We start from the raw sequence: 19,205 nt of genomic DNA on the forward strand, positions 1-19,205 counted from the left end.
TTTTAGAATATATTTGCGTTATTACAAAGGAGGAATTAGCATGAGCGATATTAAAGGAATTGAATTTACAGATATTTTAGGACTATCGGAGCCGATAACTAAATTAATTGAAGTTTTAGCTGGTGGATGTGGGAAAGTTTATGAACCCACGCATATTAATCGGATTGCAAAAGCAAAAGCATCTGAAATAAGACTTATAAGCGAAGCTGTCAACGAAAATCTTAACTTACCTACACATTATTCAGGCGGAGATGTAACAATAGACACTACTTCCGCACAAGAATTGATTCAACGTGCAGGAAATAGATTTCTTTATCAGGAAATGAAAAAGCAACAAAACATTGAATCAATTGCAGCGGTTGCTTATAAAGAGTTAGAGAACGAGGTGCAGGTTTCAGAAGAGCAAGTTGACTCTGACTGGATAACAAGATTCTTTAATAGTATAGAAGATATCAGTGATAATGAGATGCAAGAAATATGGGGGCGGATACTAGCTGGCGAAATTAAACAACCAAATACTTATTCACTCAGGACTTTGGACAAGCTTAAAAACATAAATAAAACAGAAGCTTTTTTGTTTGAAGAATTGAGTAAATTAGTAGTAGAATCTAGTAGTGCATATTTTATATTTGATAACAATGAAACACTTAATAAACAAGGGTTGTACTTTTCCCAGATTTTAGATTTAGAAGAATGTGGCTTGATATCTGCCCAGAGTTTGACACTTAATCTTAAAATCTCAAAAGATATAACGAAGTTTATATTAAATGAAGAGCTAGTAGGTATCTTTAGCACACAGAAAGAAGGGGAGCTTAAAATAACTATTTCTATATATACATTAACAAAGGCAGGAGTTCAACTATATAAAGTTGTTAAGAGTTCAACGAATGCACAATATTTAATAGATAATCTGAAGGTGTACCAACGAAAGTCAACTGATTACAACATCACAGCACATAGAATAAATTTCATAGATGAGTCAGGGATTAATTATGATGACGATACTAATTTGCTTGCAGATATTGAAGTAACAGTGTAAATATATTTTGTATTTAAAAGCATATATATTTTTGTGTTTGAAGTATTCGGCCGTTTCCATTGATTCCATCGCCTAACATTGACTTCCCAACATCTATCGACTTCATGGCTAGTGGAAGAAGGAAGTTGATTGAGCCGATAGACGTCGGGAAGTCAGGAGCCGTTAGACGACATAAGTTTTAAAGGTAGGAAGGAGTTTAGATAATGATTAATTTCAAAGAGTTGCCATCAGATGGAGTAAAATTCGAACAGTTGATTAGAGAAATTTTGGTTAGAAGTGGTTTTGAAGTTCACTGGACTGGAGTAGGACCAGACGCTGGACGTGATTTGATATTTATTGAAAAAGTAAATGGTAAGTTAGCTCCCTTTGAAAGAAAATGGCTCGTTAGTTGCAAACATAATGCTGTATCAGGACAGTCAGTTGGTATTACTGATGCAAATAATATTATTGATGATTGTGAAGCAGTTGGTGCCGAAGGGTTCTTATTAGCATGTTCTACTCAACCTTCCTCCGCAGTTGTTAAAAGATTTGAGGAGATTGAAAGCAGAGGAAAAATCATCGTTCGTTATTGGGACAGTATAGAAATTGAAAAAAGACTTAATACCCCATCAACACTCCAATTAATTCATTTGTTTTTTCCTGAAAGCTATAAACAAATCGGATGGAAAATTTATAATACATATTCTCCTGCGTTTTGGGCTGCAAATTATAAAGATTACTTTGTTTACCTTAGCTCAAGAACGGCTAATACTTTTCCTGAACTAAAGCATGTAGAAGATATAATTGATAGGTTGGAAAGCATAAAGTTACCAAAAGGTGATGAGTGGCAAGGGCATTATATTAGACCAAGGGCTATTTATTTTGACAATAAACACGAGCAATTTTCTGTATTTGCTGATTATTTATATCCAAGTAATGAGGAGGGGGAAGTATTAAAGCCAAGTGATATTAATAAATTGTTAAAAGATGGACAAGGTTTATATTCAGAAAGCAACTTAATGTGGTTAATTACTTTTTGGGATATAAGGTATGTGCCTAGCTTTCAATTAAGCGATCACTTTCATCTTGATCATAAAGATTATTATGACAAGTTTATGGATAATTATAAGACAGGATTTGCTCGAAAAGCTTTTATCAGTGAGATTAGTGAATTTGATAAAGAGTAACGTCGTCTAACAAAATGTTCCAACAAGGGTGCACTGGGGTAGTGTGCACCACATTCCTTCGCTAGGTGCAAGCGCCATCAAGATGGTTTTCCGTTGGGGTCTAGCTCAGAAACGTCTGGAACACGAACCGTTAAATGACATTGGTCGCAAGAACCGCCACGTCCTGTGTCGGATTGTGCAGTTTAACTTGGGATAATCAATGTATTGGGAGACTTCTTTATGAGTACTAAAGATATAGATGAGTTCTGTTTATAATGAATAATATTAATTTAGGAAGGACTTCCCTTGTGGTCACTTGGAGAACCACCAGCCAAACTCAGCGAAGCATTTGAAGGAGGGATGTCACATGATTATTAATGGCATTAAAGGTTTAATAAAGCGCATCAGATTTGAAGGCATTACTTTAAGTGTAGGCTTTATTGGATTGAACTTCGCTGGGGGTTCTTCCTAAGTTAATATTATGTATGAGTAAGAGAGTTCTCATATTTATTTCAGGGGGGATTATGAAGATATGGCAAGACGTGTTAATAAGTTTACAGAGGAAGAGATATTAAAAGTGGTAAAAGCATATTTAGTTGATGGATTGAGTCACAGAAAAATTCAATCTAAAATACTAGGACTTCCTGCACCTGATAACGGTGGAGGGTATGTTACGATGGATATTCTTCATCATTTCAATATATCTGGAGACAAGAAAGGTATTCTTGCTATTGAAGATATCAATAACTTAATTGAAAATGCATCTGGAAATTATCATGATATTTTAATAAAGATAAGAGCTTATTTTGAGGAAGAAAATGAAGTTGAATCAAAGATTAAAAGAATGAACATTAGTCATACGAATAGAACTGAAATAACAATGGAAACAAAGCAAAGAATCGGTCAAGATAAATTAAGAGAGTATATTTTGGATATATACATGCATAAATGTGCATTATGTGATATTAATAAAGATGATTTGCTTATTTGTAGTCATATTATACCTTGGAGAGTTGATGAACAAAATCGTCTAAATCCGCAAAATGCAATTTGTTTATGTGCTAATCATGATAAATTGTTTGACAAAGGATATTTCTCGTTAGGCGAGAACTATGAAATAAAGTTTGGCGCAAAAGCGGACGCTACAATTGTTAGTATATTGGAAGGTGCTAGTTTTAGAGAACCTTTGGAAAATGCCCCTGATAAAGAATTATTAAAGATTCACTTTAATACATATTGTAAATAATTACTTTTTTGAAAGGTAAGAGATAAAGAGATTCTTAAGGAATCGACGTCTATGTCGATTTCTGAACAAGTGGGGCGACCAACATCACTTAACAATACATTTGCATAAAGGTGCTGGAAGTACGTTTTGCGGGCAGTTCAGCACCACACCTTCTCACTGGGAGCGAAGCTCCACTATGGGGTATTCCTTTAGGGTCCAGTTCGAAGGCGTCGCAAATGCGCCCCGTTAGACGACACAGTATTTAAAGGAGTGGGAGGTGATTCTGTGAAAGCAATAGTATGGGAAAACGAGAGAACTACTTATGAGGTAGAAGTTCTAGGGTGGACTCCGCCGCAGAGGCAAAGAATTAGTGTTGACCAAATTGGAGGGCCATCATCATATGTCTCAGGTAAGGTTATACCAGGGAGTATTAGAATTATTGTTCCAATTAACTTTAACATAGATAATAACTATTCAATTGAAATTTATGGTAAAAAAATGAGATTAGAGATAATGAAAATCGATAATTCTGAAGGGATAAGTATTGCAGAGGGAGTTGTATACTGATAAATTGTTAGGAGGGGCAATGTGGAGAGAACCGTAAGGGTTGAGGTATCAAAGAAAAAAATAGATGACTTGGGTGATTTGCTTCAGAAGATACCAATAGATTTAAGAGTCTTGTCCTTTCATCAGAAAAGAGAGATATTGGGACAGCTTATTGATGTCACCAATAATGTAATCGATGAACGGGGGCAGGCCTTTGAAAAAGCAAAAGAGCTTGTTACTGACACCCAGAAAGCAACAGTTATTTTGGACTCGATTGTAGAGAACTTGATTGACAGATCTTTTATAAAACAAAAGCAGCTAATAAATTCATACCTAGACCAAGAGGTTATTAAAGTAATGCATGAGTAGGTATAAGAATTAGAGAGACCATAGCGTCGTCTAACAGAGGGTTCCCAAAATCTGGTATAACATAAATGTAATAACCAGACTTCGGGAACCCTCGAAACGTTCTCTGAAATGCACCTAAATAAAAAAATGGTGACAAGCAATATTGCTAAGATGTATACTTTAACAAGGGGAAGATGTAATGCTAACTCAAACTGAAGTTAATGCACTTTTAGATATGCTTAAAATTGCAAATGAAAGACGAATAAAATTCACGGAAATGGGTAACTATAAACAATTAGATGTAGTTTCAAAAGACGGGAAAGAAAAATTTATTGTTGATATAAACCGTAAAACTAGTATCAAGGTTACCAAATGCACATTCCAGGGAAGGTATAGAAGGGATATAATTTTACTACGATTAGATATTGATGGTCCTCTACACACTAATCCAAATGGAGAGGAAATTAAGCCAAACCATTTGCATATATAGAGAGAAGGCTATGGAACTTCATGGGCAATCCCGTTACCTGATGAAATATTCTCTGATTCTAAGGATTTAATTAAAACTTTGATTGAGTTTTTAGAATATTTCAAAGTCGAGAACTTGAATAATATCTCCGTTCAAGGAGGAATGTTTGATGAAATTGAAACCAAATGATTTTGTGGATTCGTATATAAACTGGCTTAAATCAAAAATTATACTAAAAGAAATTAAGGGTTTTTACGAAATCACTACTCCGTTTCTAGATAGACATAATGACCACTTGCAAATTTATGCTAAGCAAGTAGGTGAAAAAATTATTTTAACTGATGACGGGTATGTTATTAGTGACCTGCTAATGTCTGGATGCGATATAAGTTCACCTAGAAGACAGAATGTACTGCATACTATTTTAAACAGTCTGGGTGTAAGACTTGAAGGAGATGCGATGATTGTGGATGCAAGCGTAGATAATTTTCCACAGAAAAAGCATCTATTACTCCAAGCCATGATATCCGTGAACGATATGTTTATGATGTCGCAGACTAGAGTGGCGAGTCTTTTTTTGGAGGATGTTGAGCACTTTCTTGATTTTAATGATGTAAGATATACTCCTTCAGTTCAATTTAATGGTAAAAGTGGTTTCGCACATAGCTTTGATTTTGTAATTCCTTCCTCAAAAAAAATGCCAGAAAGATTAATTAAGGCTATTAACAATCCATCTCGAGAGAAAGCCCAAACCTTATTATTCTCTTGGAATGACATTCAAGAAGTTAGAAAAAGAAAAACTGCTATGTTCGTTTTTGTAAACGATATGGATAAATCAATACGTTCCGATATCCTAGGGGCTTTTAGTGAATATGGGATAACAACAATTGCATGGACAAAAAGAGAACAATTTTTAGACCGTCTAATTGCTTAAATACTCTAAGCTAAGTTTAAAAGAACCTGTTATTGCAGGTTCTTTTTGTCTTTCAAATATCTAATTAAGTGTACAATGGAATTACATTAAAATACAAATTTGGTTAAAGTAAGAGATTTTAGAAGGTAAAAAGGAGGTTGCTGTAGAATGTAATTTTTGGTGCCGGTAATTGTCAAGAAAGATGTCGCATTTTCCTCCTCCAACTCTTCTTGGCACTCACTATACTTTAGTTGGAGGGCTATGACAACTATCCTAACACAGGGGACTATATCCCAGTGGTGGTTCATCTGATGCTGTCTTAAGATCCAAAAAAGTGGTGCAAATAGCAAGTGAAATTGCATCGAAATTCTAAAAAAAATACCCAGGGACAAAAGTCACTTAATACATTAGTGTTTATCGATTTAATGTTTAGATATGATATAATTGCGTAATAGATAAAGTAGTTGTTAAATACATTTTAATGTGAATTCCTTAACGAAAAAACTGAAGAGTAAGAGGAGGATGGAGAATGAATCTGTCAAGAAGAAGATTTGTACAAGGGGCAGTTGCGGCAGGGATTGTAGCAGGCTTTTGGCAAGCGGGACGAAGCAAACGAATGGAAAGTCTTGAAGAAACAGGCACGACGGTTGAAAGGCCAAGCGAAGTTCAACCGTTAACGGCAGGAGAATGGAAACCTAGTGGTTGTTTGGGATGTACTTCCTGGTGTGCCAAAGAAGTCTTTGTGGTAGATGGACGAGCCATTAAAGTAAGGGCAAACGCTGCTTCAAGAGTACATGGTGGAAATGATTGCCCACGAGCACACCTTGCCATTCAGCAGGTATATGATCCAGATCGCATCAAACAGCCTATGAAAAGAACCAATCCCAATAAAGGCTTAAAGGAAGATCCTCAATTTGTTCCTGTTTCTTGGGACGAAGCAATGGAAATGTTGGCGGATCGAGTGATGGATTTGAGAGACCACAATGAAACCCATAAATTTGTTCTATTTAGAGGGAGGTATACCAATATAAATGGGTTGCTTTATGGAACAATGCCTAAAATTATTGGATCTCCCAACAACATTTCCCATAGTTCAATTTGTGCGGAAGCTGAAAAATTTGGACCTTATTATACCCAAGGATATTGGAATTACAGGGACTACGATGTAGCTAATACTAAATACATGATTTGCTGGGGTGTAGATCCGCTCTGTTCCAATCGGCAAGTTTCCCATTACTTAAATGCTTTTGGAGGAATGTTAAAAAAGGGCGTTCGAATTGCCACCGTCGATCCTAAGTATTCTAATACAGCAGCAAAATCTGAGACATGGCTACCAGTAAAGCCAGGGCAGGATGGGGCTTTAGCTACGGCTATGGCTCATGTAATTCTAACAGAAGGATTGTGGTCAAGGGAATTTGTTGGAGATTTCAATAATGGGCAAGATTATTTTAAATCCGGGGAAACCGTTGAAAATGACAATTTTGACGAAATTCATACCAATGGAATTGTTAAATGGTGGAATTTGGAGTTGAAAGATCGAACACCCGAATGGGCTGAGTCCATCTGCGGAGTGGAAGCAGAAAAAATTCGTAAAGTGGCAGTGGATTTTGCCAAGGAAGCACCTCATGTCATGGTGTTCATGGGCGGAGGATCTAACATGCAAGTACGTGGCGCTTATAATTCAATGGCAGTTCATGCATTGAATGGGTTGGTGGGTGCTGCTGAGAATCTAGGCGGTACCATTACGGGTAGGAGTCCAAAACTTGGATCCTTCCCTGCGGCAGATGATTTTATGGATGAAATGGCACAAACAAATAGTAAAATGCAAAAAATTGATCAGCGTGGCTATGTAGAATTTCCTGCACTTAAAGAAGGGAAGTCAGGTGGAGGTGTTGTGACCAACCGAGTGGCAGACGCAATTTTAACGGAAGACCCATATCGGCCAAAGGTAGGGATAGGTTATTTTTGTAATTTTAATTACTCTTGTCCTGAAACAAGTCGGTGGCATGAAGCTATGTCAAAGATGGAGTTTTTTGCTCATTGCGTAACCCATTATTCAGAAATGAGTCACTTTGCAGATCTTTTGCTTCCTTCCACCCATCATATGTTCGAGCAAATGAGTTCAGCAGCACAAAAAGGCAATGGATACACACATTTATGGATTGGAGATCGAAGTATTGATCCTGTTTACGATGTTAAAAATCCTGAGGCTGAGATTCCATGGATGCTGGCTGAAAAACTAGCAGATCGTGGGTTTACGAATCTCTTGGACTATCTAAAGACCTTTAAAGATCCAGAAACAGGTCGTGAACCTACAAATGGCCTTGAGTTGGAAAAATATGCCTTTAAAATTCGAACACAACCAGTGTGGGATTCGGCTGCCTATGCGGAGTCTGGAAACCATGGAGACGCGTTTAATAGCTGGGAAGCCTTTATGGAAAAGGGCATTTGGAACTCAGATGAATATGAGTTCCAAAAATTGTGGAGCAATATGCCCACAACAACGGGTAAATTTGAGTTTTATAGCGAGACGTTAAAAGAAGCATTAGAGCAGCATGCTGAAAAACACAATATGTCCGTTGACGATGTGTTAGAAGCTTGTAAATACACATACACCAAAGGAGAGTTAGCATATATTCCTCACTATACGGAACCTTTTATGCATGGAAGTAAGGAAGAGTATCCCTTTTCTTTTGTAGACTGCAAGTCTCATATGGCTAGAGAAGGAAGATCTTCGAACTGTTCCTGGTTCCAAGAGTTCAAAGACGTAGATGCTGGAGATGTAAAATGGGGAGATTGCATTAAGATAAATCCTAAGGATGCACAAGCGTTAGGCCTTGAAGATGGAGATCAGGTTCGTGTTATTTCACCAACAGCAGAAGTAGTGACAACCCTTAAGACATGGAATGCCCTTAGACCTGGAACGGCTTCAAAAACCTTTGGGCAGGGTCATTGGGCCATGGGTCATGTAGCAGCGGAAGATTATGAAGATAAAATAGCGAGAGGAGCAAACAATAATGACTTTATGGCGGCGGACTACGAGCGTTTGAGTGGTTCGACGGCGTTTTACGGAAGTTTTAGAGTTAGGATTGAAAGAGTATAAATAACTTATGTGGAGGTGAATATAAATGGCAAAATATGGAATGATTATTGATCAACAAAAATGTGCTGGTTGTGCTGCTTGTTCTATTGCATGCAAAAATGAGAATAATGTTCCAGATGGAATCTTCTGGTCTCATTATATAACAGAAACAAGAGGTGAATTCCCGAATATCACCTATGACTATATCTCAACACTATGCAATCACTGCGATATTGCTCCTTGTGTGGAAGTGTGTCCAACAGATCCAAAATCTATGTATAAACGAGACGACGGAATCACCATGCATGATGAGGAACAGTGTATTGGATGTCGAGCTTGTGAGCATGCATGTCCCTATGGAGTGATTTACTATAATGAGTCTGGTGTGGAACCTTTTGAACGTTGGCAAAGCGGCGAAGCCAAGGAGTTGAACGACAGAATAGGGGGGGAAGTAATTCCTTATTACAATCCAGATCGAGCGCTGACCTATGCAGGCATCCGAAGAAGCAATAAAGTAGAAAAATGTACTTTTTGCGATCATCGTGTGGCAAATGAGGAAGAACCATATTGTGTAAAAGCCTGTCCAGCAAATGCCCGAATTTTTGGGGATTTAGAAGATCCAGACAGTGAAATCAGCAAGGTGTTGGCAGAAAATAAATCCACCGTACTTCTTCCAGAAGAGGGGACACAGCCAAATGTATATTATATCAATCGTTTTGATATGAAAGAATAATTTGCGAGTGAAAGGATGACTTAAAAGAATGGAGAATTTTCTAGAACAGGAAAAAGTTCGTGCGGTTATATATCATCTTTTGGCATCCTGCTATCGAATGCCGGAGGATAAGAGGATCAATGAATCATCATTGATCCAGCTACGTACATTGTTACTGGAGCATCATCCAGAAGCAGCAGCCCATGTCGAGAAAATGATCACAGAAATTGAAACAACAAAACTCAGTGAGGAAATTCGAGGGGATTACCTTGCATTGTTTGTAGGGCCTAAAGCATTGTTGGCACCACCCTATGGTTCCCTTTATCTTGAAAACAAACATCAGATTATGGGGGATTCCACTAGGGAAGCAATGAAGTTTTATGAAGCAGCTGGATTGAAAAAAACAGACGAAATGAATGAGCCAGATGATCATATCTGTATTGAGCTGGAATTCGTTTACTATTTGATTTCGCGTGTTGTGGAGTCTTGTGAAGCCGAAAACTATGAAGCCGCAGAGGAGTTTGGTAAGTTGCAGCAGGAATTTCTGAAGCGGCATGTTGGAAACTGGGTAAGACCCTTTACACAGAATGTAAATCGGCAAGCAAAGACACATTTTTACAAGCACCTGGGGTTGGCAACAGAATTATTTGTTCGCAAGGAAGCAACAGAAGATAGTCATCAGATGATGCTGGAATTAAAGGAGTTAGCTGCATTGAATTAAATGATAAGTGGTGGGTTGAATGAATTGGATGACGGGACTATTATTTCGGCTAGCAACTGAAGTTCAGGAGCCGGAATGGATACCAAACAAATGTTTAAGACAGTGCAAGCTAAGCAAAGATTGCTTAGCTTGCCAAGGTGGATGCCAGTATAAAGCCATTGAAATAGTAGGGGAGAAGGTATTTATTGATGGAGACAGGTGTCGACAATGTGGCACCTGTATGTATCTGTGCCCTGCTCATGCTATTATATATCCTTCGAAGGTATTAGAAAAGAGCCTTAAAAGACTTAAAGAGAATAATGAGCCAGTGATCACCTGCAGTCTTCATGAAAATACTGGTGATGCGGTTTTTTTCTGTTTTCATAAGATGCCTGAAGCTTTGTTGTTGCTCCTACTCTTGGAGCATTGGGATAAAACAGTATACTTTAATGCGTTTCATTGTAGTGATTGTGTTCTTGTAAGGCCTAACCTGGCGGATTTTGAACTTGCATTAAGCCGAGCCATCCATTTTTGCAAGCATTTTGATCTGGAGATAAAGGCAGAGATCCTAATAGAAAACCAAAGAGTCCCTAGGCAAGAAATGCATTCCCTATCCCGAAGGGATATGTTAAGGGATGCAAAAATCAAATCAAAGGAAGTCGTCTTAGATGCCAGTCAGGAACTAATAAAAAAGAAAAACACTCGCTGGTTTCCCTTGAGAGAAAGATTAATTAGTGGGTTGAAATATCATTGGGCCGAAAAGAAGAAAGCATTACCATCTTATGCTGGTGTGATAGCTTCCCTTGACGTTACAAAAGACTGTACAGGGTGTGGTGCCTGCATCAAAGCTTGTCCATGGTCTGCATGGACATTAGAAACAGATGAAAAAGCCGCAAGACTGAGTCATGATACAAAAAAATGTTGTTTCTGCGGTAGATGTCAGGAAGTATGTCGTGTGGAGGCTATTCTAGAAAAAAAGATTAATTTTCATACCTTAGATCAATCGGTTGAGAGAAAAGAATGGCATTATAGAAGTTGCAAACAGTGTCACCGAACCTTTCTGCAAATTGATGAACAAGAGAAACGATGTGACTCTTGCCTAAAACAGTCCAACATAAAACAACGAATTTTTGGAAAAAAACCTTAAGAAATCCTTAGAAAGGAGGATATCCATGAGAACAAATGTAACCTTGGAAGAGGCGCTGGCTCTACTTTTAGATGAATGTCCTCAAACCCAATCGATTCATGTGCCAATACTAGACAGCTTAGGTGGGGTTTTAGCAGAGGATATCGTGTCTGACATCAATATTCCCCCCTTTGATCGGTCACCCTTGGATGGGTACGCACTTCGCTCGGTTGATAGTCAAGGGGCATCGCCAGATCAACCAATAGAGCTGGATGTGATTGACTATGTACCAGCAGGAAGCGTTTCTGAAAAATGTGTTAAAGATTATCAGGCTGTTCGCATTATGACTGGTGCTAAAATTCCATTGGGAGCCGATGTAGTGATTCGGCAAGAAGAGGTAGAAAACGTCGGAGAAAAAATTCTGATCAAAGCTCCGATGTCAACCATGGAGAATATTAGTAGGGTAGGAGAAGATATTCACGTAAATCAGATGGTGATTAAAGCAGGGACTGTGATTGAGCCAGCGGAAATTGGGCTGATGGCAACTTTGGGTAAGAGCTACGTATCAGTTTACATGAAACCACGTGTAGCGATTCTTTCCACAGGAGATGAATTGCTGGAGATTCAACAACCTCTTCAGGATGGAAAAATCAGAAACAGCAACTCTTATACGATTGCAGCTCAGGTGAAAAAAACAGGCGGAAAAGCTTTAATGCTGGGTGTGTGTGGCGATGATATTGAATCTATATCAGAAAAGTTACGAGCTGGGTTAGGAATTGCGGATATTGTGATTACTACTGGAGGGGTTTCTGTTGGTGATAAAGACTTGGTAAAAGAATCTTTTATGAATGCTGGTGCAGAAATGCTTTTTTGGAAAGTACGTATGAAACCAGGAACTCCTATTGCTGTAGCACGTTTGGGGAAAAAGCTGCTGATAGGATTATCGGGAAATCCAGCGGCCGCCTTTATTACCTTTGAGCAATTTGTAAGACCCTTGGTGTTGAAAATGATGGGGCGTGAAAAGCATCGATTGATGAATGTAGAAACAATTCTTGAGAATGACTTTTCTAAAGTAAGCAACCAAAATCGATTTGTCAGAGGAACTACTGTATATCGGGACGGTAGTTTTTATACAAAATTTCCTGGAAAACATAGTTCTGGAGTTTTGTCTAGTTTATCTGGGAACAATTCCTTGTTTTATGTGCCGGCAGGTACAGGCCCTTATGAGAAAGGTCAGAAAGTCAGTATTCAGCTTTTGGATCAACCTGAGGTGAAGTCATGATTCCGGTATTTTCTATTGTTGGAAAAAACTCCAACACAGGCAAAACAACGGTGATGTGTCATATAATAAAAGCCTTAAAGAAAAAAGGATATCGCATTGCGACGATTAAGCACGACGTTCATGGCTTTGAAATGGACAAACCAGGAAAAGATACATGGAAGCATGCTCAAGCTGGTTCTGATATTGTAATGATTTCTTCTCCTACTAAATATGCAATGATTCAAAGAGTAGAAGAAGAAAAGAAGTTGGAAGATTTGATATCGACACTTTCTAATGTCGATTTAGTGATTACGGAAGGATATAAAAAAGAAAACTATCCTAAATTAGAGGTTTTTAGAGAAGAGGCTGCAGATGAATTACTTTGTAAGGAAGTAGAAATCTTTGCCTTGGTTACAGATAAAAAATTTAATATAGATAAACCACAATACCATCCCAATGAAATAGACGAACTAGTAGAATACATCGAAAAAAAATTTCTGCAATAAGAGTGACCCTGCATCCGTGCAGGGTTTTTTTAGGATAATGAAATAGCACGAGTACCCTATAGGGTATGCGCACCCCAAAGGGCATAGGCAAAAAAATGTGGATAAGCTATGAATAAGTCATTGGAAAATTTGTGGAGAAGCGATAGAATAAAAACATGGAAACAAACAGTAAATCCAAATATAAAACAAAAGACATCTTTCAGAAGAAATACCCAGCCTGCGGGCTATTTTACGTTGACCGATGCCTTCCTGGGTATGCATATGCCGGATTCGGACATAAATGTCCGCGTCTACGATCATACCTTTCACACTCCTGTCAATTGAATTGTTTCTCTCAATTGTATCGGAGTTTGGCTTTGGTGGCGCACTTTTAGATTATCATACGCAAGCACCGCCAAGGGGTATTCCTTTAGGGGCCAGTTCGAAGGCGTCGGTAATAGCAAAACCGCTAGATAAAATTCAATAATCTCACAGACATGAAAAAACTCATTCCTAAGAATGAGTTACTATAAAAGATTTAAGAATTCATCAAGTTGTATATCAGCTTGCTCTAAAATACTTTTTAAGGCCTCTTTTGCAACTTTATCATGCATAGGTATAATCACTACTCTTGTAGGAATACCTAACTTTTTATATTTTGCATGGCTTCCTTTGGTATCTCCGGTGTTTACTATGGTTATAGGAAGGATCACCTGTACTTGATGGTACTTCTTCTGATGACATTGATTGCTTATCTTTCAGCGGTTACGATTCTTTACAGACAGGCAGAAAGTATTTATAGGTTGGCAGGAAACAAGGAAGATATCCTTGAGAAAAAGGGTTTTGGCAATTCTTTGCACAGAAAAAAGAAGATGATGAAAATTATTTTTTGGAAACCGGAAAACGAAAAAATTCGGGAACTACGAGGATATATTCTGATTCTTATGCTGTTTATTTTTCCTTTTCTAATGTCGGCTATTTACTGGATGTTTCTGTTTCGCTATTATCACTATATGATTCACTACTTTTCGATTAATATTGCCTTCGTACTATTCATGTTCCTTTTTGTACATCACTTTCTGTTAAACTCATTAAAGCCAGTATCGTTGATGACTAAGCTCACTATGGGGACGTTGACACTGGTTATTGTTGTTACATTCGTTTTCACTGAATCTCTCAGCCGGGGCATTCGGGTTTCAGAAAAGCTGGAGTATGGCATTGCAGTGCTGAATGATGGTGAACCAGCAACGGCACAAGCGCTCTTTGGTGGCATCAAAGAAAGTGGGCTGGGGAGAGAAGGCGGCCACTTTTAGGATAGAGAGCTTTCTGGCGATTAAATATCTTTCGATAGGCATAGAATAGATGACACAATTACACCATATTTTGATTGACATCCTTGTCAAAATATGGTTATATAGAAGCTGTCGACAAAAAAATACCGCAGGCTGGGCGATGCAGATCGCAACAGATGCAAAGTGTAGAACATCCACTTGAAAAAAACTCAAAGGATGTTTTTTTTTGCCTAAATCAGAAAAAGGAGAAAGAAGGATGAAGAAAAAATCATTTACAGGCTATTTATTTACGCTTACATTGCCAATCATTATTCAAAACCTGATCACCACCAGTCTTAACCTGGTAGATACCTTTATGATAGGACGGGTGGGAGAAAGTGAACTGGCGGCCGTAGGGATTGCGAACCAGTACTATTTTTTATTTACACTTTTTATGTACGGCATTGCCGGAGGTGCTGCCGTTTTTATTGCCCAATTGTGGGGAAGTCAGGAGAAAAAACGGATCAAAAAAGTGCTGGCTCGTTCATTAGTTTATGGAACAGCTGTTACAGGTGTTTTTATGCTCTTTGGATATAAATGGACAGAAGCCATCATTGGGATTTTTAATGGAAGTGAAGTAGTGCTTTATCATGGCTCTCGTTATTTAGAGATAACCTTGATAGGATACCTGTTTACCAGTATTTCCTTTGTATTAGCGGCAGGTTTACGAAGCATTAATCATACCAAAATCCCCATGTATGCCAGTTTGATAGGTTTGGTGATCAACATGATCCTAAACAATATCCTTATCTTTGGCCGTTGGGGAATGGCGCCGATGGGTGTTGAAGGAGCAGCGGTAGCAACTATTGTGGCGAGAGGGATCGAATGCCTTATACTACTTATTTTTGTGTACTACCAAGTGACGGACTTAGCGGTAAAACCCAGGGATTTTATTCGGCTTCATCCCGATACGAAAAAAGTACTGCACAGCGTTACCTGGCCTATTCTTTGTAATGAGGCTTGTTGGGGTTTGGGAATGGTGACCTATGTTAGCCTATATGCTCGTCTTGGTATTCCTCAAGCGGCGGCAATGCAAATTTGCAGTACCATGATCAATCTGTTTATGGTCATTGCCTTTGGCCTTGCCTATTCAGCCTTGGTTATGGTTGGAAATGAAGTAGGGGGAGGAAATCTGGAAGGTGCCATGTGGGCTAGTCAAAAGATAAGAAGCATGGGATTGAAAGTTGGGTTTTGCTTAGCACTCCTCCTGTTTTTCATTGCACCTTACATCAGTTCCTTGTTCAACGTGACGGCAGAAGTAAAGTGGCTGGTTACTTCTGTACTGCGTGTTCATAGCGTTATGTTTCCTCTTCGGATGATCAATATGATTATGATAGTAGGGGTTTTACGGGGTGGTGGAGATGCGCTGTTCAGTACCGTGACCCAAGGTTTAGTGATGTGGCTGATAGGAATTCCACTTACCTATGTAGCCGCTAACTTACTGGAATGGCCATTACCAATGGTTGTTGCTGTTATGTTTGCAGAATCAATGATTCAAGGGCTGATAGTTCAGAGAAGGTACGAATCCAATCGATGGATGAAGACGTTAGTAGCGTAGGGACAAGGGGACACCTCTCTTGTCCTGTTTTAGTGACGGGAACCTAGTGCTAGAAGAAGGTGACCGGGAAAAATTTCTGACACAGGTATTTCAAGCAAAGAAAAAAAGGATTTCAAGTGTTGGCATACTGGCTGATAGACAATCGCTTTTTCGCTTGATAAGCGAGTTGTCAGGTAAATAGAAGGATGGATACGAGAGTTTGGAAGTTCGGTGGATTTGACTCTTGAATTTGCAAAATTTGAAACCATGATAGCGTGAAGCGTCCTCTTGTCTAGTCTTGCCTATAAATCAGCATATTGCATTGGGAAAAACAATAAGGTATAATGGCGATAAAGTATATAATGGAATGAAGAAGTAGATCTAACAAGTATTAACTAGCCTTAGCCTGACTTGAATTTTCAAAACAATGGTAATTCAACAATGAATTTGGAATTGGAAAATAAATTAAAAGCGATTAAGTAGCCCTTGGGCTGCTTAAATTTTCAGAAGCGTTTATTACAAAATTTTAACCAGACTGAAACTTTTTAATTACGTTTTTCAAAAAGCGTCACAATTCCACAGGATATTATTTTCTCTGAAGACTTATCGGTCTTTAGATGAAATTAATATAAATTTAATTATTAAAAGGGGAGAAAAAGAATGAACAGTAAGAAGATTGCATTATTGATAACCGTATTATTAATAGTTGCTGCCTTTGCCACGGGTTGTGGCGATGCAGCATCGGACAACACACTTGTTGTGGCCCAGGGTGCCGATGCGGATTCATTGGATCCACATGCAACCAACGACCAACCTTCTTCAAGAGTCATGAAACAGATTTATGAAACCCTTGTAGATCAAAACGAAGACATGGAACTAGTTCCTGGCCTTGCAAAAGACTGGGAAAAAATTGACGACTTAACCTTTGAATTTAAGCTTAGAGAAGGAGTGCTGTTCCATAACGGAGAAGAATTAACAGCAAGCGACGTAGAATTCACACTGCTTCGAGCATTAGATTCTGCCAATGTAGGCCATATTGTAGGGGAGATTGATCCCGACGGATTTGAAATTGTGGATGACTATACCATCAGAATTTCAACAAAGGATCCTTTTGCACCACTGATGGCCCATTTAGCCCATACGGGGACTTCCATTTTAAATCAAAAGGCAGTAGAAGAGTTTGGGGATGATTATGGTGAAAATCCAGTAGGAACCGGACCTTATATGCTTGATACATGGACAAGAGGATCACAGATTCAGTTAGAAAGATTTGAAGATTTCCATGGTGACAACGCAAAAATGGAAAGAATCACCTTTAGAAGTATTCAAGAAGCTGGAAACCGAACCATTGAGCTGGAAACCGGCGAAATTCATATTGCTTACGATACGTTACCAACGGATATTTCAAGAATTGAAGGAAATGATGAATTAGTATTGGCAAGAGACTTAAACTTTTCAACGGTGTATCTTGGATTTAACGCTAAAAAAGAGCCTTTTGATGATGTAAGAGTTCGGCAAGCCATTAACTATGCTATTAATGTGGAATCCATCATTAATACCGTCATGGAAGGTTCTGGGGAAGTTGCAACCGGACCCATCGGACCCATGGTATGGGCAGCGAATGACGAACTAGAGCCTTATGGACACGATATAGACAAAGCTCAGGAACTAATGAATGAAGCTGGCTTGGAAGACGGATTCTCAACCACCATCTGGACAAATGATGATCAACTTCGACAAGATATCGCAGTAATTGCTCAAAGTCAGTTAGCGGAAATTGGAATTGAAGTAGATATTCAAGTATTGGAGTGGGGAGCATATCTGGAAGGAACTGCTAATGGAGAGCATGATATGTTTATCTTAGGATGGGTTACGGTAACAGGAGATCCGGACTATGGATTATATGCATTGTTCCATTCAGAACAATTTGGAGCAGCTGGAAACCGAACCTTCTATGCCAATGAACGAGTGGATGAATTATTGGATGAAGCCAGAAGATCCGCAGATCCTGACGTGCGAGAAGCAGCATACAGGGAAGTTCAGGAAATCGTACGAGACGAAGCACCTTGGTTATTCCTTAACACTGGGGAAGATCGAACCGGACTTCGTGCCAATGTAAAGGGATTTAGAAATCATCCAGCGGGTCATCACCCACTGTGGGATGTCGTTGTAGAATAACTAAATACATGAAGAATCCATCTGGAAAACAGATGGGATAGCCAGAAGAGGCAAGTCACAGTAGGGTCATAGCCATGACCCTACTGTGCTCTCTGGAATTATTTTGAAAATTCATCATAATCAATATAAAACTGACAGACAGTTCCGATAGATTAGAAAGGAGGAGCAATAATGTTAAAGTATATTGGTCGAAGAATACTGTTGCTATTACCCGTATTGATTGGTGTATCCTTCATTGTGTTTAGCTTAATGTACATTACCCCAGGAGATCCTGCGGCCATTCAACTTGGAGAACAGGCAACAGAAACACAAATTTTACAGCTTCGAGAACAAATGGGCTTGGATGATCCCTTTATTGTCCAGTATGGCCGTTTTGCCAAAGGTGTATTCACAGAGCTAGACTTTGGTCGATCCTATAGGACTAATACATTGGTATTCGATGAGTTAATCAGTCGCTTTCCAACGACCTTGACCTTGGCAGCTACGGGAGTGGTGGTGGCGGTGGCCATCGGAATACCCGTTGGGATTATTTCCGCAACCAAACAATATTCCTTATTTGATAATGTGGCCATGATGTTTGCCTTAATTGGAGTGTCCATACCGAACTTTTTTCAGGGCTTGCTGGCCATTCTCATATTTTCGGTGTGGGCAGGGTGGTTTCCCTCGTCAGGCTATTCGACACCGATGCATATGATTTTGCCGGCTTTGACCATTGGAACAAGTTCAGCAGCTATGATTACCCGGATGACACGGTCCAGTATGTTGGAGGTAATCCGGCAAGATTATATTCGTACGGCTCGGGCCAAGGGACAAAAGGAGTCTGTGGTCATCAATCGTCATGCGTTGAAGAACGCTTTGATCCCTGTAGTTACTGTAATCGGTTTGCAATTTGGATACTTGCTGGGGGGAGCGGTACTTACAGAAACCGTTTTTTCCATTAATGGTATTGGGCTTTTGATGGTGAATTCCATTAAAATGCGGGATTTCCCCATGGTTCTGGGTGGGGTATTGTTTATTGCCCTGACCTTTAGCCTTGTTAATCTGTTGGTAGATATCTTATACGGATTCATTGATCCTAGAATCAAGGCTCAATACAAATAATCAGAAA

General features: G+C 38.9%; 17 protein-coding genes and 1 pseudogene. 17 read left to right on the forward strand and 1 reads right to left on the reverse strand.

What is annotated here, in order from left to right; translation table 11 throughout:
• The first annotated feature begins 40 nt into the window (after positions 1-40).
• The 13 genes and pseudogenes from BLV55_RS13025 (at position 41) to mobB (ending at position 13,072) form a co-directional block, all read left to right on the forward strand.
• Positions 41-1,039, forward strand: a complete 999-nt coding sequence (locus BLV55_RS13025) for a DUF2806 domain-containing protein (RefSeq protein ID WP_093315170.1) — start codon at positions 41-43, stop codon at positions 1,037-1,039.
• A gap of 203 nt (positions 1,040-1,242) precedes the next feature.
• Complete coding sequence (locus BLV55_RS13030) at positions 1,243-2,205, forward strand: restriction endonuclease (RefSeq protein ID WP_093315172.1); 963 nt, start codon at positions 1,243-1,245, stop codon at positions 2,203-2,205.
• Between the two features lie 511 nt (positions 2,206-2,716).
• Complete coding sequence (locus BLV55_RS13035) at positions 2,717-3,430, forward strand: HNH endonuclease (protein WP_093315174.1); 714 nt, start codon at positions 2,717-2,719, stop codon at positions 3,428-3,430.
• A 264-nt stretch (positions 3,431-3,694) separates the two neighbouring features.
• Positions 3,695-3,976, forward strand: coding sequence for a hypothetical protein (locus BLV55_RS13040; protein WP_093315176.1), 282 nt, complete (start codon positions 3,695-3,697; stop codon positions 3,974-3,976).
• A 21-nt stretch (positions 3,977-3,997) separates the two neighbouring features.
• A complete protein-coding gene (locus tag BLV55_RS13045) occupies positions 3,998-4,324 on the forward strand; it encodes a hypothetical protein (RefSeq protein ID WP_093315178.1) in 327 nt (108 codons plus the stop codon).
• A 178-nt stretch (positions 4,325-4,502) separates the two neighbouring features.
• Positions 4,503-4,961: pseudogene (locus BLV55_RS15070) on the forward strand (DUF6978 family protein).
• Entirely contained in the window at positions 4,942-5,706 is a 765-nt protein-coding gene (locus BLV55_RS13055) for a DUF1829 domain-containing protein (protein WP_093315180.1), read from the forward strand. Before BLV55_RS15070 ends, BLV55_RS13055 begins: the two are co-directional and overlap by 20 nt.
• 508 nt (positions 5,707-6,214) lie before the next feature.
• Positions 6,215-8,788, forward strand: coding sequence for a molybdopterin-dependent oxidoreductase (locus tag BLV55_RS13060; RefSeq protein WP_093315182.1), 2,574 nt, complete (start codon positions 6,215-6,217; stop codon positions 8,786-8,788).
• A gap of 25 nt (positions 8,789-8,813) precedes the next feature.
• Entirely contained in the window at positions 8,814-9,500 is a 687-nt protein-coding gene (locus tag BLV55_RS13065) for a 4Fe-4S dicluster domain-containing protein (protein ID WP_093315184.1), read from the forward strand.
• Between the two features lie 28 nt (positions 9,501-9,528).
• Positions 9,529-10,200: a TorD/DmsD family molecular chaperone gene (locus BLV55_RS13070; RefSeq protein WP_093315186.1), complete on the forward strand. Its 672-nt coding sequence runs from the start codon at positions 9,529-9,531 to the stop codon at positions 10,198-10,200.
• 19 nt (positions 10,201-10,219) lie between these two features.
• Positions 10,220-11,326, forward strand: coding sequence for a 4Fe-4S binding protein (locus BLV55_RS13075; RefSeq protein WP_093315188.1), 1,107 nt, complete (start codon positions 10,220-10,222; stop codon positions 11,324-11,326).
• Between the two features lie 25 nt (positions 11,327-11,351).
• On the forward strand, positions 11,352-12,587 hold the full coding sequence (locus BLV55_RS13080) for a molybdopterin molybdotransferase MoeA (protein WP_093315190.1): 1,236 nt from the start codon (positions 11,352-11,354) through the stop codon (positions 12,585-12,587).
• Complete coding sequence (gene mobB, locus BLV55_RS13085) at positions 12,584-13,072, forward strand: molybdopterin-guanine dinucleotide biosynthesis protein B (RefSeq protein WP_093315192.1); 489 nt, start codon at positions 12,584-12,586, stop codon at positions 13,070-13,072. The genes BLV55_RS13080 and mobB overlap by 4 nt, the downstream gene beginning before the upstream one ends.
• Positions 13,073-13,578: 506 nt before the next feature.
• Here mobB and BLV55_RS14980 read toward each other — a convergent pair.
• Entirely contained in the window at positions 13,579-13,764 is a 186-nt protein-coding gene (locus tag BLV55_RS14980; protein WP_278280056.1) for a type II toxin-antitoxin system HicA family toxin, read from the reverse strand.
• A 9-nt stretch (positions 13,765-13,773) separates the two neighbouring features.
• Here BLV55_RS14980 and BLV55_RS14890 point away from each other — a divergent pair, with 9 nt between their 5' ends.
• The 4 genes from BLV55_RS14890 to BLV55_RS13115 all read left to right on the forward strand — a co-directional run bounded on the left by BLV55_RS14890 (position 13,774) and on the right by BLV55_RS13115 (position 19,198).
• Positions 13,774-14,364, forward strand: a complete 591-nt coding sequence (locus BLV55_RS14890) for an aldehyde dehydrogenase family protein (RefSeq protein WP_278280057.1) — start codon at positions 13,774-13,776, stop codon at positions 14,362-14,364.
• A 235-nt stretch (positions 14,365-14,599) separates the two neighbouring features.
• A complete protein-coding gene (locus tag BLV55_RS13105) occupies positions 14,600-15,940 on the forward strand; it encodes an MATE family efflux transporter (RefSeq protein WP_143033218.1) in 1,341 nt (446 codons plus the stop codon).
• 639 nt (positions 15,941-16,579) lie between these two features.
• Positions 16,580-18,097, forward strand: a complete 1,518-nt coding sequence (locus BLV55_RS13110) for a glutathione ABC transporter substrate-binding protein (protein WP_093315199.1) — start codon at positions 16,580-16,582, stop codon at positions 18,095-18,097.
• A 171-nt stretch (positions 18,098-18,268) separates the two neighbouring features.
• Positions 18,269-19,198 carry an ABC transporter permease gene (locus BLV55_RS13115; RefSeq protein ID WP_093315200.1) on the forward strand — a complete coding sequence of 310 codons (930 nt, stop codon included), beginning with the start codon at positions 18,269-18,271 and terminating at the stop codon, positions 19,196-19,198.
• The last annotated feature ends 7 nt before the right edge of the window (positions 19,199-19,205 follow it).

Source organism: Tindallia californiensis (assembly GCF_900107405.1).
Lineage (GTDB): Bacteria > Bacillota > Clostridia > Peptostreptococcales > Tindalliaceae > Tindallia > Tindallia californiensis.

Bases quoted from the DNA above. Each gene is read 5' to 3' on its own strand.
- BLV55_RS13025 (WP_093315170.1), top strand. From the start codon at position 41: ATGAGCGATATTAAAGGAATTGAATTTACAGATATTTTAGGACTATCG.
- BLV55_RS13030 (WP_093315172.1), top strand. From the start codon at position 1,243: ATGATTAATTTCAAAGAGTTGCCATCAGATGGAGTAAAATTCGAACAG.
- BLV55_RS13035 (WP_093315174.1), top strand. From the start codon at position 2,717: ATGGCAAGACGTGTTAATAAGTTTACAGAGGAAGAGATATTAAAAGTG.
- BLV55_RS13055 (WP_093315180.1), top strand. From the start codon at position 4,942: ATGAAATTGAAACCAAATGATTTTGTGGATTCGTATATAAACTGGCTT.
- BLV55_RS13060 (WP_093315182.1), top strand. From the start codon at position 6,215: ATGAATCTGTCAAGAAGAAGATTTGTACAAGGGGCAGTTGCGGCAGGG.
- BLV55_RS13065 (WP_093315184.1), top strand. From the start codon at position 8,814: ATGGCAAAATATGGAATGATTATTGATCAACAAAAATGTGCTGGTTGT.
- BLV55_RS13070 (WP_093315186.1), top strand. From the start codon at position 9,529: ATGGAGAATTTTCTAGAACAGGAAAAAGTTCGTGCGGTTATATATCAT.
- BLV55_RS13075 (WP_093315188.1), top strand. From the start codon at position 10,220: ATGAATTGGATGACGGGACTATTATTTCGGCTAGCAACTGAAGTTCAG.
- BLV55_RS13080 (WP_093315190.1), top strand. From the start codon at position 11,352: ATGAGAACAAATGTAACCTTGGAAGAGGCGCTGGCTCTACTTTTAGAT.
- mobB (WP_093315192.1), top strand. From the start codon at position 12,584: ATGATTCCGGTATTTTCTATTGTTGGAAAAAACTCCAACACAGGCAAA.
- BLV55_RS14890 (WP_278280057.1), top strand. From the start codon at position 13,774: ATGGTACTTCTTCTGATGACATTGATTGCTTATCTTTCAGCGGTTACG.
- BLV55_RS13105 (WP_143033218.1), top strand. From the start codon at position 14,600: ATGAAGAAAAAATCATTTACAGGCTATTTATTTACGCTTACATTGCCA.
- BLV55_RS13110 (WP_093315199.1), top strand. From the start codon at position 16,580: ATGAACAGTAAGAAGATTGCATTATTGATAACCGTATTATTAATAGTT.
- BLV55_RS13115 (WP_093315200.1), top strand. From the start codon at position 18,269: ATGTTAAAGTATATTGGTCGAAGAATACTGTTGCTATTACCCGTATTG.